This window comes from Chitinophaga filiformis (assembly GCF_021646545.1).
Classification (GTDB): domain Bacteria; phylum Bacteroidota; class Bacteroidia; order Chitinophagales; family Chitinophagaceae; genus Chitinophaga; species Chitinophaga filiformis_A.
Window position 1 is genome coordinate 258,641 of record NZ_JAKIRP010000010.1, and the last position, 14,000, is coordinate 272,640.

A 14,000-nucleotide genomic window follows, 5' to 3' on the forward strand; every position below is an offset into this window, starting at 1 on the left:
AACCTACAGGTTTTTCCTGCAATTGACAAAGGATATTGGCAATTACAGACGCTTGCAGGTAAAACTATTTCACCGCCACTTCCCGTATCATATTATATAATATACTCCTCTGAATCATCAGATAGTGCAACATCTATGCAGTTGTAACGAATTATATTTTTTTAAATATATCAGTTTAAACCTGACTGACTATTCATTTTTTATTCAAAAATTAAAAAATTTAACCTTTTTATCTACTAAATGTAATTTTTTAGTTAAAATCAACTTAATTCTTGCTTATGTTAGCGCAACAGCGTTCTTTTGTGTAAAATTATTTACAGCATGCAATCCTTACGCTTCACCGCACTGGAAAACCTTTCTGGTGTTGATTTAAAAATCAGGCCTGAACAACTGAACGGTAATAAGATCACCGAAGTGTTCGGCAGCAATGTATTCGCAGGAAAAGTAGTTCGCGAGAATCTGAGTGACGAGGCTTACAAAAGCTTAATGAACTCCATCAAATCTGGCACTAAGATCGACCGTAAAATGTCCGAGCAGATCGCTTCTGGTCTGAAACAATGGGCAATGAAAAAAGGCGTTACCCACTATACCCACTGGTTCCAGCCTTTGACCGGCACTACAGCTGAAAAACATGATTCTTTCTTTACCCTGAAAGGCGATGGTTCTGCCCTCGAAACCTTTGACGGCGACGCACTGGTACAGCAGGAGCCTGACGCTTCCAGCTTCCCTAACGGCGGTCTGCGCGCTACTTTCGAAGCTCGTGGTTACACTGCATGGGACCCATCCTCTCCTCCCTTCATTCTGGAGCAGGGTCACGGTAAAACACTTTGCATTCCTACTATATTTGTTGCGTACACCGGTGAATCACTGGACTACAAAGCTCCTCTGCTGAAAGCGCTTTCCGCAATGGACAAAGCTGCAGTAGACGTATGTAACTACTTCGATAAAAATGTAACTAAAGTTACAGCTACTTTAGGATGGGAACAGGAATATTTCCTGGTAGACGAAAGTCTGGCTAACGCCCGTCCTGACCTGGTAATGTGCGGCCGTACCGTAGTTGGTCACGCTCCTTCCAAAGGTCAGCAGCTGGAAGACCACTACTTCGGTTCAATTCCTGAGCGTGCATACGCTTTCATGCGCGATTTCGAAGAAGAATCTTACAAGCTGGGTATTCCTTTAAGAACCCGTCACAACGAGGTGGCACCTTCTCAGTTCGAGTGTGCTCCTATCTTTGAAGAAGTAAACATCGCGGTTGACCACAACTCCCTGCTGATGGACGTAATGACCAAAGTGGCAAAACGTCATAAGCTGAGAGTGTTACTGCATGAGAAACCATTTGCAGGCATCAACGGTTCAGGTAAACACAACAACTGGAGCATGGCTACAGATACTGGTGTGAACCTGCTGGCTCCGGGCAAAACTCCGAAGACCAACCTGATGTTCCTGACCTTCTTCGTTAACACGATCAAAGCCGTTCATGACTACGCAGACCTGCTGAGAGCTTCTATCGCTTCTCCAAGCAATGACTTCCGTCTGGGTGCAAACGAAGCGCCTCCGGCTATCATCTCTGTTTTCTCCGGTAAATACCTGTACGATGTACTGCAGGAAGTTAAAACCCGCGTGAGCAACAAGTTCGATGAGCAGGACGAAGCTATCCTGAAACTGGACCTGCACCGTCATATTCCTGAGCTGCTGCTGGACAATACTGACCGTAACCGTACTTCACCTTTTGCCTTCACCGGTAACAAGTTTGAGTTCCGTGCCGTTGGTTCTTCTGCAAACTGCGCTTCCGCTATGACCGTGTTGAACACTATCGTAGCTAAAACACTGGCTAACTTCAAGATTGAAGTTGACGCGCTGATCGAAAAAGGCGAGAAAAAAGAGATTGCGATTATGCAAACTCTTCGGAAATATATTGTAGATTCGGAGAAAGTTTTATTTGAAGGTGACGGTTATAGCGAAGAATGGGAAAAAGAAGCTGAAAAGAGAGGTCTTGCTAACGTAAAAACCACTCCTAAGGCACTGGATGCTTACGTTACTGAAAAAGCAACAAAACTGTTCACTGAAGTAGGTGTTTACAACGAGAAAGAATTACATGCCCGTCATGAGATCCTGCTCGAAGATTACGTGAAGAAAGTTCAGATTGAAGCCCGTGTAATCGGAGATCTGGCTACCAACACGATCCTGCCTTCAGCGATTAACTATCTGAACAGCCTGATTACTAACATTAATGGTCTTAAAGGCATAGGTCTCGGTGACAACGCTGTTAAAGCGCAAACCCAGATCGCTGCAAAAATAGCTGAACATATTAACGTCATCAGTGAGAATGTACAGGCTATGATTGAAGCGCGTAAAGTAGCTAATAAAGTTACTGACAGTCGCCAGAAAGCTATAGATTATTGTGATAAAATTAAGCCGTACTTTGATGTTATCCGTTACCATGCGGATAAGCTGGAGTTCCTTGTAGATGACAAACAATGGGCACTGCCTAAGTACAGAGAGCTGCTTTTCTTGCGATAAAACCGTAAGATTGTTTTGGTGTATGATTAGCCCCGGGTATTTACCCGGGGCTTTGTGTTTTTATAAGTAATTGTTTATCTTCAATGTACTCTTAACCCGATACCCCTCCTCTTCTGTATTTAAGCAGTCCGCCGATTTCTCTTTTTTTAAAGACACGATTTATTTACCCCTAAAATGCCACTTCATGCACTTAAATCTCACTCCTATTCATGTACTAACAGCTGTTACTGTTACCCTGCTGCTTTCAGCCTGCGGCAAACACGATGTCAGGCCGGATTGTGGGGCTCAGTTATGCCAGATACAAAAACTGGAAGGCTATGACGAGGTCCTTCAGTACACAAATACCAATACGATTGAATACAACGCGGTGGGAAATCCTGTACTGCGCCTTCGTTCGGACGTAGGAACCGGTAGTGAAAATGAAAGTTACCGGTATGACAATAAAAACCGGCTGACTGACCAGATCCTCCACTACAACACAAAGGAACAATATGGCGATGTGTTCTGGGAATGGCACAGGTTTAAATATGACAACCGGAACCGGATTTATCTTGACACTTTCTACAGCATTGGTATTATCGGAGATCATCCCCTACCTCTACCTGTCCATTCACCTGTGGTAGAGTATCTTATCATACATTTCGAATACGACCACAAAGACCGGATCATTAAGGAAACGGCAAACTACAGTGACGGCCGGCCGTGGTACGTTAGACTTTATACATATGACCACCGGCAGAATCTCGTAAAGAAGATAGCCTTTAGCCCATCCTCAGGATATGCTGATACCACTTACTATGCGTCTTATGACAACAAAGTCAACTATCTCCGAACCAACAAAGTATGGCAATTCCTGAACAGGGACTATAGCGAAAATAATCCAATAGCTGCTGTCAGTTACAATAAATACGGTCTCCCGCTACAGTTCAGGCCGAACAGCAAGACAGGTGGCCGCACTCACTTCCTGGATGTAACATATTCCAACCTGGACATCACCTATCAATGCAAATAGACAATTACCGGACTGCTTGAAACAGAAAAGCCGGTCTGTCTGAGACAGGCCGGCTTTCTTTATATCGCACTGATAGATTAAACCAGTTTGAATGTTTCTGTGAATTTGGTCGTAAAGTTACCCTTCCGGAAATTCTCATCACGCATCAGCTGCTGATGGAAAGGAATGGTCGTCTTCACACCTTCGATCACAAACTCGCTCAATGCACGTTCCATGGTATTGATCGCTTCCTCACGTGTCTGCGCAATGGTGATCAGTTTAGCCACCATGGAGTCATAATACGGAGGAATAACGTAGCCAGCATAAATGTGAGAATCCACACGCACGCCATGACCACCTGGAATATGCAGGGTAGTGATCTTACCTGGAGAAGGACGGAAATCATTGTAAGGATCTTCCGCATTGATACGGCATTCGATTACGTGCATTTCCGGAGTATAGTTCTTACCGGAAATAGGAATACCGGCAGCGATCTTGATCTGTTCTTTGATCAGGTCAAAATTGATCACCTCTTCGGTCACACCATGTTCTACCTGGATACGGGTGTTCATTTCCATGAAGTAGAAGTTACGGTGTTTGTCTACCAGGAACTCGATGGTACCAACGCTTTCGTAATTGATAGCGGCGGCAGCCTTAATAGCGGCTTCCCCCATCTTTTCACGGAGTTCAGGCGTCATGAACGGGGAAGGAGATTCTTCCACCAGTTTCTGGTGACGACGCTGAATGGAGCAATCACGCTCACTCAGGTGGCACACTTTACCATATTGATCACCTGCTACCTGGATCTCAATGTGACGAGGCTCTTCCACGAATTTCTCCATGTAGATACCATCGTTATTGAAAGCAGCGCGGGCTTCGTTTTTAGCCATGTTGTAGGCATTCTCCAGCTCTTCATCTTTCCATACTACACGCATCCCTTTACCACCACCACCGGCAGTAGCTTTCAGGATGATAGGAAGGCCCATTTCTTTTGCCAGTTTCTTAGCTTCATCAAGGCTCTGCAATAAACCACCGGAACCTGGGATAACTGGTACACCAGCGGCGATCATAGTTTCTTTTGCAGTCATCTTATCACCCATCTTACGGATCATCTCCGGAGTGGGGCCGATGAATTTAATGCCATGCTCTCCGCAGATCTCAGCAAAACGTGCATTCTCTGCCAGGAAGCCATAACCAGGGTGGATAGCGTCAGCGTTGGTGATCTCTGCCGCTGCCATCAGGTGAGGTATATTAAGATAGGATTCGCTGCTCTGTGGTTTACCTATACATACGGCTTCATCTGCGAACTTCACATGCAGGCTGTCTTTATCTGCAGTAGAATAAACAGCCACCGTTTTGATGCCCATTTCTTTACAGGTGCGAATAATACGCAAGGCTATCTCTCCACGGTTGGCAATCAATATTTTCTTGAACATGTTTTTTCAATAGGTTAAAGAAAAGAGTAATAAATCTAAAAGGTTGGAAAACTATGAGGCAGGTAAGTGTCCTTTCCTTCTCATAATATTCCAACCTTTTAAATAAAAATTAAGGTTCTACCAAAAACAAAGGCTGGTCGTACTCCACAGGAGATGCGTCGTCTACCAGTACCTTTACGATTTTACCACTTACTTCACTTTCGATCTCGTTGAAGAGCTTCATCGCTTCGATGATACAAACTACTTTACCAGGAGCTACATCATCGCCTACATTCACAAATGAAGGCTTGTCTGGGCCAGGACTGCGATAGAAGGTACCGATCATAGGAGATTTAATGGTTACCAGATTGTCGGCCTTAGCTTCAGCGGCTTTAGCTTCTGCCTGAGGTGCCGCCTGTGGAGCCTGAGCTACAGGAGCTGCCTGAGGTACTGGTTGATAAACAGGTGCTACTGCTGGAACAGTATACACTGGTTGCTCGTTATCTTTTTGCTTTATTGTAATCTTAAACTTGTCCTGCTCTATGCTCAGTTCACTGATGTTGGACTTATTGACCATCTTGACCAGCTCCTGAATCTGTTTAAAATCCATGTAGACAGTTTTTGGTTTAGAAATGCTTGTAAGTAGATAAATATGGACTAAAACTATTCTTTTACTCTTTCGATGTATTCACCATTCTTGGTGTTTACCCTGATCAGTTCTCCCTCGTTTACAAACAGGGGAACATTCACTGTGGCACCGGTTTCAACTGTGGCAGGCTTAAGTGTACGGGTAGCGGTATCGCCTTTCAGACCAGGTTCGGAGTAAGTAACTTTTACAACGATCTTGTCAGGCAATTCAACGCTCATAGGTTGCTCGGTCTCTGTATTAATAGATACGGCTACTTCCTGACCTTCTTTCAGGAACTGAGGAGCATCGATCATTGACTCAGGCAGTGCAATCTGCTCAAAAGTCTCATTATCCATGAAATTGAAACCACTGTCATCCTGGTATAAAAACTGGTAAGTTTTCTTTTCAACACGTACAGGGTATATTGTGTCGCCGGAGTTCCAGGTATGTTCAATAGACCTGCTATTGTCAACACCTTTCAGTTTAGCCCACACTTTAGCTGCTGCACGGGCTGTTTTGTTCTGACCAAACTCTACAACAGAATATAAGCTGTTCTCCAGCTTAATAATTAATCCTGTTCTGATATCTGCAGTGGTAGCCATAAAAGGATACTTAATTTAAAGTTAAAAATACATTAGGACTGCAAAAGTAATTCATTCTGGCAAAATCCCTCATGGAACTGATTGCTTCCTAATTTGTTTTAGTGTTATAGAGACCCTATTTCTTACCTATTATTTTTTTTAGGAATGCAAACATAGTGTAAGGAAGGGTAATCTAGTAATTTTTTTATAAAAAAATGGCAAGTATGTCCATACTTACCTTCCAACGCCCGGGAATAGTCCTTTTTTAAGTAAAAAAACCGCTCAAAATAAAGGTTCGAATACTCCTTGCTTTGGTTTATAGGCTATTACAAAATTCGATACCTTTAGTTCCGTACAAAAATCAAGCGTTCAAAAATCAGACTTATGAGACGATATCTGCTCCTTTTATGTTGTTGCTGCCTACCGTTCCTGTTACATGCTCAAACCAGGACGGTGTCTGTACCTAAGGAACAGCCTCCTTATCTTCAGTATCCAATAGTGCCATCTTTCCCGCTTACATTGCCCGACGGTCATGTTATTACCAAAAATGACCTGAGAAAGAACGTCAAGACAATTGTTTTTGTTTTTAGCGTAGATTGCGACCATTGTAAACATCTGACGGAAGAAATGCTGAAGAACATCGATAAGTTCAAAAAGACACAGATCCTCATGGTCACGCCTTTTCAACCGGAACAGATGAAAGTATACTATAATAATTATAACATCAAAAACTACCCCAATATTATAATGGCCAGCGAGCCAACCCGCCAGATCATGTATTTCTATAACCTGCATTATTTCCCCGGACTGTTTATTTATGACAAAAAGCAGCAGTTCGTGAAAGGCTTTGAAGGCACTGTGAAACTGGAACAGCTGCAGGAATATCTGAATTAACATTGCGGGCCTGTTTCAGTGGCTATTGGTTACATTTGTTTATCCTCATATTCTTCACCTTAAAATTTAATACAAACGATGAAAGTTACTGTCGTAGGAGCTGGTAATGTAGGCGCAACCTGTGCTAATGTACTGGCCCACAGAGATTTTTTGCAGGAGATTGTGTTGTTGGATATTAAAGAAGGCACTGCAGAAGGAAAGGCGTTGGATAGCTGGCAGCAGGCCCCGATTGATTACTATAGCACCAGGATAACGGGTGTCACGAATGATTATCTCAAAACCGCTGATAGTGATGTCGTTGTCATCACTTCCGGCTTGCCCCGCAAACCCGGTATGAGCAGGGACGACCTTATCTCCACCAATGCCAATATTGTAAAATCGGTTACTGAAAACATCGTCAAGCATTCGCCCGATGCCATTATTATAGTAGTAAGTAATCCGCTGGACGTAATGACTTACTGTGCCTACCTGACTGCCCAGAAAGACAGCAGTAAGGTGTTCGGTATGGCCGGCATCCTTGATACGGCCCGTTACCGCGCGTTCCTTGCAGAGGAGATCGGCTGTTCCCCCAAAGACATCCAGGCTATCCTGATGGGAGGACACGGAGATACCATGGTGCCACTGCCACGTTACACCACTGTATCGGGTATTCCTGTTACCGAACTCGTTGCTCCGGATAAACTGGAAGCTATCATACAACGCACCAAAGTAGGAGGCGGCGAAATCGTAAACCTGCTGGGCACCTCTGCCTGGTATGCGCCCGGCGCCGCCGCTGCACAAATGGTGGAAGCGATACTAAAAGATGAAAAGAGGATCTTCCCCTGCTGCGCATGGCTGACAGGCGAATATGGATTGAAAGACATCTACCTCGGCGTTCCTGTCGTCCTGGGTAAAAACGGTATCGAAAAGATCCTCGAATTACAGCTTAATGACAGCGAGAAGGCGTTACTCGCCACTTCAGCCACCCACGTTAAAGAAGTTATGGATGTATTGGACAATATGAAAGTAATTGCCTAATATATTGATCCTAATATAAAAGGCTGACTAATAGCCAAAAATGATCCGGCTATCAGTCAGCCTTTTTGTTGTTACCCTGTGAATGCCATATGTCTCTCCCATCACTCTCCTCTTACTATTCCCAGGAATAAATCCTTTCCGGCTCTGAAAAGATTTGTTACATTCGTTTCAACGGTTATTATACAAAACGTGATGTTTTGTTTGCCAAATGCATGATTGATATTCGTATTTTTAACCCGACTATATTCTCACTTATGTCAAACATAGAAAAGCTCATCTCGCAGAAAACATTTACCAGCGAGTATAATAAAGGGTTAATAGGTCTTATTTTCGTAGGCAACTGGATAGTGTCACGTCACCAACAATTCTTCAAGAAGTTTGACATTACCATGCAACAGTACAACATACTGAGAATATTACGAGGCCAACACCCTAAAGCTGCTAATATCAATACTTTAAAAGAGAGAATGCTGGATAAAATGAGTGATGTTTCACGCCTTGTTGAACGCCTGCGTAAGGCCGGTTTAGTGGAGAGAAAGAGCAGTGAAATAGACCGGAGAGCGGTGGATGTACAGATCACAGAGAAAGGACTGGCCTTACTTAAAGTAATGGATGTAGACCTTCCGGATCTTGAAGATTCTCTGAAACTGTCGCTGACAGAAGAGGAAGCATTACAGCTAAACATGCTCCTCGATAAGATCCTGACACGTTATTAGCGCGAAAATCTTCCAGGCCACGTGAGTGCAAGTACTCAATCAGCCGAAAGTTTTTTTACGTCCTCCTCTGTATAATTTATGTCTTCCACGTAATTAAGGTCTTTCCCAAAAGTTTCCTCTACGGTATAAGATGCAATTAACGAAGCCGTGATACAAATCACTGCTACAATGGCACCGCTCTGCAGGTAAGTAAAATAGTGCTGGGCGAAGGCAAATAACATCGTGATCAGCGGTAGCATACCGCGTGCAAAGTTAGGCACCGTGATGGCGACAGTAGCCCTGAGATTGGTACCAAAACTTTCCGCAGCAATAGTAACGAAGATAGCCCAGAAGCCAACACTGAAACCAAGTACAAAGCAAACGGTATAGAAAAGCCACTTTTCGGCACCATGAAGATTGAGATAAAGACCGACACAGACGGCAGTCAAAGCAAGGAAGATCATCATTACTTTGCGCCGGCTTTTCAATATCTGGCTGAGCAAACCGCTGGAAAAATCACCTAACACCAATCCGGCGTAACAAAATGCCACTGCGTCTCCCGGATTAATCGGAGACTTCACTCCCATTTCAACGGCAAATTTGTTGGAAAATGCTACTAATATTCCTACCACAAACCATGTAGGAGCGCCCAATAGCACACATTTCAAATACCGGAAGAAGCGCTCTTTGTTATTGAACAAGGCCAGGAACTCGCCCCTTCCCACCGCATTTTTCTCTGCGGTCTGGTTAAACATATGTGATTCTATTACGCTGATGCGCAGTAACAGGAGTAACAGGCCTAATCCACCTCCGATAAAATAACAGTACCGCCAGTCAGGAACCACTTTGGCGATAAAATTGGCAGCAACGGCTCCCGAAACACCTACGGTGGCCACTATCATAGTGCCATAGCCCCTCTTTTCCTTCGGCAATATTTCAGCCACAAGGGTAATACCAGCGCCCAGTTCACCGGCAAGCCCCAGCCCGGCAACAAAACGCCAGAACAGGTATCCGGTTGTACCAGTCACAAAACCATTGGCAATATTAGCGATCGAATAAAGTAGTATGGACCCAAACAATACCTTGAGACGCCCTTTCTTGTCTCCGATAATGCCCCAGAAGATTCCTCCTACAAGCAAACCGGCCATCTGCACATTTATCAGTAACAACCCTACACCTGAGTCAATTTCCGACTGAGGCACTCCGAGGTCTTTTAGACTGGGTACTCTCAGAATCGTAAATAATAACAGATCATAGATATCAACGAAATATCCCAATGAAGCGACTATCACTGCAACATTGAAGATTGACGCGGAACGGTTACCGGATTGCATAACGGGTGGCTATTTATTTATTCACATCGGTATGAGTAGGATGCGGATGTTTTGCTTTACCAAAAACTAGTTTAATAAGAACAGGTAATGTAGTAATAATTATCAATATAATTACAATAAGTTCCAGATGTTCTTTCAATGACGGGAAGAACTTATCCAGGTAGTGGCCCGCCAGCATCATAGAAAATACCCAGCAGAAAGAGCTGACGATATTAAAGAACATAAATCTCTTTCTCTCCATTTGTACAATGCCGGCCACAATAGGAGCAAAAGTCCTGATAATAGGCAGGAAACGGGCGAGAAATATGGCTCCGCCGCCGTATTTTTCATAGAATTCCTTAGCCTGATACAGGTGTTTCTGTTTAAAGAAGAAGGTGTCTTTTCTATTAAAAAGCAAAGGTCCCGACTTACGGCCAAACCAGAAACCCACGAAATTGCCCAATACTCCTGCTATGGCAATCATTACCATTATGAAGAAGAAAGGCACATTAAAAAAACTTTCGCTCAGCAAACCACCATATATACCGGCTACGAAAAGCAGGGAATCTCCAGGCAGGAAAAAACCAACAAAAAGCCCTGTTTCAGCAAAAATGATCAGCAATAATAAATACAGGCCACCATGGTCAATGATCCAATGTGGGTTAATAAGGTGCTTGAATAACTCTATAAACTGGTCCATATATTCTTTAATAATCTCAAAATCAGATACTAATGTAGGCACTTATACTGCCTCCTGTCAGCATTGAGCAAAATGCTCAATACCATACACAACAGACTGTGGGCAAAATAAGCATAAAACTGTTATTGAATTGTTATACTTCCTTTAACTGGGAGGCTGGTATCTCTTCCAGGGAATTTTCCCATTTAGATACTACCGCGGTCGCCATTGCATTACCAATCACATTGGTAGCAGAACGTCCCATGTCCAGTAAATGGTCTACTCCCAGCAACAGTAATAACCCGGCTTCAGGAATATGGAACAAGGAAAGTGTACCGGCGATCACAACAAGGGACGCCCTGGGTACCCCGGCGATACCTTTACTGGTGATCATTAATACAAGTAACATAGAGAGCTGCTGTTCAAATCCCAGGTGCATGTTATAAGCCTGCGCAATGAACAGACTGGCAAAGGTCATATACATCATAGAGCCATCCAGGTTGAAGGAATAACCCAAAGGCAGTACAAAACTTACAATGCGGTTATCGCAACCGAATTTTTCCAGCTCTTCCATTGTACGGGGGTAGGCAGCTTCACTGCTGGCCGTACTAAAGGCTAATAGTAACGGATCTTTTATTAATCCGAGTAAGGTGAATACCCGGCGTCCGAGTATCAGAAAACCAACTAAGGCCAATACTATCCATAAAGTGGCAAGACCCAGATAAAATTGCCCTATGAACTTGCCATAGGTCAGCAAAATGGTCAATCCTTTCTGAGAAATGATTGCTGCCATAGCGCCAAATACAGCAAAGGGAGCGAAATTCATCACATAAGCCGTCACCTTCAACATGATATGCGCTACGCTGTCCATAAACTTTACCACGATGGTTCCAAACTCGCCTACCGCTGCTGTAGCTACGCCGAAGAAAAGTGAGAATACAACGATCTGCAGGATCTCATTATGCGCCATTGCATTAATCACACTGTCAGGGAATACGTGCTGGAAAAATCCTTTCAAGGTCATGGCCGCAGCTGCCACTCCACTACTTGCGTGAGAATCGGGTAACGGCAGGTTCAGGGAATGACCTGGTTGCAGGATATTCACCAGCATCATCCCCAGGAAAAGGGAAATAAAAGTGGCAGAAATAAACCATAACATGGTTTTACCACCGATACGCCCCACCGCTTTTATGTCGCCCAGTTTTGCCACTCCTACCACTAATGTAGAAAATACCAGGGGAGCGATAATCATTTTTACGAGCCGCAGAAAGATATCAGTCAGAATAGAAATGTTATCTGCAAATTTCCGGATAGTAGCTTCTCCGGTTGAACCTTTACCGGTAGAGAGACCTATAATATATCCGGCAGTGTTACCCAGGGAACTGTTGCCAGCGGAGACCATCTGTCCGGCTTTTCCGCCACCATAGGTATCGGTATAGGAAACGTTCATAATATATCCCGTCAGGATGCCCAATACCATGGCTATGAAAATAAATAGTGTAAGCCGGTTGGATCTCTTCATGCAAAGCCTTTTAATTACAATTAATATTTATGCTAAACGCTAAAATTCCCCAAAAATAAGGTTAGTACTGTAAAGTTGTGACTTCATTCATAAAATAAAAGCTCAGGGTTTGCTTTTTGATATTTATATTTGGCGATCTGTAACAAAACGAAACAACAACTAAACCACTTAAACGTCAACCACAATATCTCATTAGTATGGGCAAACTTTTTGTAAAAAAGCCTCTCTCCCTGTTATTAGCTGAAGCATCCGAATCTGACAAAGGTCTCAAACGTACATTAGGGGCAGGATCACTTATAGCATTGGGAATAGGCGCTATCATTGGTGCGGGGCTTTTTGTTAGAACAGCTGCTGCTGCCGGGCAACATGCCGGTCCTGCTGTTACCATCTCTTTCATTATCGCTGCTATTGGTTGTGCCCTGGCAGGTCTTTGCTACGCTGAGTTTGCCTCTATGATCCCTATTGCCGGTAGTGCTTATACCTACTCTTACGCAACGATGGGCGAATTCATTGCCTGGATCATTGGATGGGACCTTGTGCTGGAATATGCGCTCGGTGCGGCTACTGTTGCCATTGGTTGGTCTCAGTACCTGAATAAACTCATTGAAAAAGTCTTCGGGGCTGGGTACGTCATACCTTATCAATGGTCACACAGTCCATTTGAAACTTCAGACGCAGGTGTGCATGGTATCATGAACCTGCCCGCAGTCTTCATATTATTACTGCTCACTTTATTGCTGATCCGTGGTATCGAAGGCTCTGCCATTGTTAATAACATCATCGTTATTACGAAAGTATCCATCGTAATCCTGCTGATCCTCCTGGGCTGGCAGTTCATCAATCCAGCGAACCACACTCCTTTCACTATCCCTGCAGATGCTGGATCTGTAACCATGCACAATGGTAAAGTGATCAACTACAGCGACTTCTGGTTCCATGGTATACCGGGGGTATTACGTGGCGCCGGAGTGGTGTTCTTTGCGTTTATTGGTTTTGATGCTGTATCTACTGCAGCTCAGGAAACCAAAAATCCAAAGAAAAATATGCCTGTTGGTATCCTGGTATCATTGGCTATTTGTACGCTGCTGTACATCCTCTTCTCTTACGTACTGACTGGTATCGCTCCTTATAAAGACTTCCTGAGACAAGGTGGTGAGGCTTCCGTAGCTTATGCAATTGATACTTATATGCACGGATATGGCTGGCTGTCTACTTTCGTAACTGTTGCCATTCTTGCAGGTTTCTCTTCTGTGATCCTGGTGATGCTGTTAGGTCAGACAAGGGTATTCTACTCCATGTCAAATGACGGTCTGGTACCTAAAGTCTTCTCCAACCTTCATCCTAAGTTCCGTACTCCTTACAGGTCACAGGCACTGTTCTTCATATTTGTATCCCTGTTCGCTGCTTTCGTTCCGGACAGCGTGGTAGGTGATATGACCAGTATCGGTACCCTGTTTGCCTTTGTACTGGTTTGTCTGGGTGTGATAGTAATGAGGAAGACCAATCCGGAATTACAGCGTGCTTTCAAAACACCTTGGGTTCCATTTGTTCCTGTTCTGGGTGCTATATTCTGTCTGACGATGATCATCAGTCTGGGCTTTGAAAACTGGGCACGACTGATCGTATGGCTGCTGATCGGCTTTGCTATCTACTTCGGTTATAGCGTTAAGAACAGTAAGGCCAGAAAATTGTAATCAGGTTATTTCACGATATTAGAAATCTCAAGGCCGGAATTCATGCTGCAT

The 14,000-nt window shown here is 43.9% G+C and carries 12 protein-coding genes; 6 read left to right on the forward strand and 6 right to left on the reverse strand.

The genetic code is table 11. The features are described from left to right. Positions 1–321 precede the first annotated feature (321 nt). Together L3C95_RS22795 and L3C95_RS22800 are read left to right on the forward strand one after the other, a co-directional pair. Positions 322–2,520 (forward strand): glutamine synthetase III, encoded by a 2,199-nt coding sequence (locus L3C95_RS22795; protein ID WP_236391029.1) that lies wholly within the window; start codon positions 322–324, stop codon positions 2,518–2,520. Positions 2,521–2,704: 184 nt separating this feature from the next. Beyond that, on the forward strand, positions 2,705–3,532 hold the full coding sequence (locus tag L3C95_RS22800) for a hypothetical protein (RefSeq protein ID WP_236391031.1): 828 nt from the start codon (positions 2,705–2,707) through the stop codon (positions 3,530–3,532). A 77-nt stretch (positions 3,533–3,609) separates the two neighbouring features. Here the strand turns inward: L3C95_RS22800 and accC are convergent, their stop codons facing one another. The 3 genes from accC to efp all read right to left on the reverse strand — a co-directional run bounded on the left by accC (position 3,610) and on the right by efp (position 6,156). Then, positions 3,610–4,947: an acetyl-CoA carboxylase biotin carboxylase subunit gene (gene accC / locus L3C95_RS22805; RefSeq protein WP_236391033.1), complete on the reverse strand. Its 1,338-nt coding sequence runs from the start codon at positions 4,945–4,947 to the stop codon at positions 3,610–3,612. A gap of 109 nt (positions 4,948–5,056) precedes the next feature. Next, positions 5,057–5,536 (reverse strand): acetyl-CoA carboxylase biotin carboxyl carrier protein, encoded by a 480-nt coding sequence (accB, locus tag L3C95_RS22810; protein ID WP_236391035.1) that lies wholly within the window; start codon positions 5,534–5,536, stop codon positions 5,057–5,059. 53 nt (positions 5,537–5,589) lie between these two features. Beyond that, positions 5,590–6,156: an elongation factor P gene (efp, locus tag L3C95_RS22815; RefSeq protein WP_236391038.1), complete on the reverse strand. Its 567-nt coding sequence runs from the start codon at positions 6,154–6,156 to the stop codon at positions 5,590–5,592. 363 nt (positions 6,157–6,519) lie between these two features. Here efp and L3C95_RS22820 point away from each other — a divergent pair, with 363 nt between their 5' ends. The 3 genes from L3C95_RS22820 to L3C95_RS22830 all read left to right on the forward strand — a co-directional run bounded on the left by L3C95_RS22820 (position 6,520) and on the right by L3C95_RS22830 (position 8,762). Further along, on the forward strand, positions 6,520–7,029 hold the full coding sequence (locus L3C95_RS22820; protein WP_236391039.1) for a peroxiredoxin family protein: 510 nt from the start codon (positions 6,520–6,522) through the stop codon (positions 7,027–7,029). A gap of 78 nt (positions 7,030–7,107) precedes the next feature. Continuing rightward, positions 7,108–8,046, forward strand: a complete 939-nt coding sequence (gene mdh / locus L3C95_RS22825) for a malate dehydrogenase (RefSeq protein ID WP_236391041.1) — start codon at positions 7,108–7,110, stop codon at positions 8,044–8,046. 254 nt (positions 8,047–8,300) lie between these two features. After that, positions 8,301–8,762, forward strand: coding sequence for a MarR family winged helix-turn-helix transcriptional regulator (locus tag L3C95_RS22830; RefSeq protein ID WP_236391043.1), 462 nt, complete (start codon positions 8,301–8,303; stop codon positions 8,760–8,762). A 35-nt stretch (positions 8,763–8,797) separates the two neighbouring features. Here the strand turns inward: L3C95_RS22830 and L3C95_RS22835 are convergent, their stop codons facing one another. The 3 genes from L3C95_RS22835 to L3C95_RS22845 all read right to left on the reverse strand — a co-directional run bounded on the left by L3C95_RS22835 (position 8,798) and on the right by L3C95_RS22845 (position 12,255). Further along, a complete protein-coding gene (locus L3C95_RS22835; protein ID WP_236391045.1) occupies positions 8,798–10,075 on the reverse strand; it encodes an MFS transporter in 1,278 nt (425 codons plus the stop codon). Between the two features lie 13 nt (positions 10,076–10,088). Beyond that, the gene (locus L3C95_RS22840; RefSeq protein ID WP_236391047.1) at positions 10,089–10,754 is read right to left on the reverse strand and encodes a DedA family protein; all 666 of its coding nucleotides are present in this window, start codon (positions 10,752–10,754) and stop codon (positions 10,089–10,091) included. A 133-nt stretch (positions 10,755–10,887) separates the two neighbouring features. Then, complete coding sequence (locus tag L3C95_RS22845) at positions 10,888–12,255, reverse strand: dicarboxylate/amino acid:cation symporter (RefSeq protein WP_236391050.1); 1,368 nt, start codon at positions 12,253–12,255, stop codon at positions 10,888–10,890. 197 nt (positions 12,256–12,452) lie between these two features. On the opposite strand from L3C95_RS22845, the gene L3C95_RS22850 reads away from it, so the two are divergent. Further along, a complete protein-coding gene (locus tag L3C95_RS22850) occupies positions 12,453–13,949 on the forward strand; it encodes an amino acid permease (RefSeq protein WP_236391052.1) in 1,497 nt (498 codons plus the stop codon). Positions 13,950–14,000 lie beyond the last annotated feature (51 nt).

What these genes read in the sequence shown, in the direction of transcription:
- L3C95_RS22795 (WP_236391029.1), top strand. Translation starts at nt 322, where the DNA reads ATGCAATCCTTACGCTTCACCGCACTGGAAAACCTTTCTGGTGTTGAT.
- L3C95_RS22800 (WP_236391031.1), top strand. Translation starts at nt 2,705, where the DNA reads ATGCACTTAAATCTCACTCCTATTCATGTACTAACAGCTGTTACTGTT.
- accC (WP_236391033.1), bottom strand. Translation starts at nt 4,947, where the DNA reads ATGTTCAAGAAAATATTGATTGCCAACCGTGGAGAGATAGCCTTGCGT.
- accB (WP_236391035.1), bottom strand. Translation starts at nt 5,536, where the DNA reads ATGGATTTTAAACAGATTCAGGAGCTGGTCAAGATGGTCAATAAGTCC.
- efp (WP_236391038.1), bottom strand. Translation starts at nt 6,156, where the DNA reads ATGGCTACCACTGCAGATATCAGAACAGGATTAATTATTAAGCTGGAG.
- L3C95_RS22820 (WP_236391039.1), top strand. Translation starts at nt 6,520, where the DNA reads ATGAGACGATATCTGCTCCTTTTATGTTGTTGCTGCCTACCGTTCCTG.
- mdh (WP_236391041.1), top strand. Translation starts at nt 7,108, where the DNA reads ATGAAAGTTACTGTCGTAGGAGCTGGTAATGTAGGCGCAACCTGTGCT.
- L3C95_RS22830 (WP_236391043.1), top strand. Translation starts at nt 8,301, where the DNA reads ATGTCAAACATAGAAAAGCTCATCTCGCAGAAAACATTTACCAGCGAG.
- L3C95_RS22835 (WP_236391045.1), bottom strand. Translation starts at nt 10,075, where the DNA reads ATGCAATCCGGTAACCGTTCCGCGTCAATCTTCAATGTTGCAGTGATA.
- L3C95_RS22840 (WP_236391047.1), bottom strand. Translation starts at nt 10,754, where the DNA reads ATGGACCAGTTTATAGAGTTATTCAAGCACCTTATTAACCCACATTGG.
- L3C95_RS22845 (WP_236391050.1), bottom strand. Translation starts at nt 12,255, where the DNA reads ATGAAGAGATCCAACCGGCTTACACTATTTATTTTCATAGCCATGGTA.
- L3C95_RS22850 (WP_236391052.1), top strand. Translation starts at nt 12,453, where the DNA reads ATGGGCAAACTTTTTGTAAAAAAGCCTCTCTCCCTGTTATTAGCTGAA.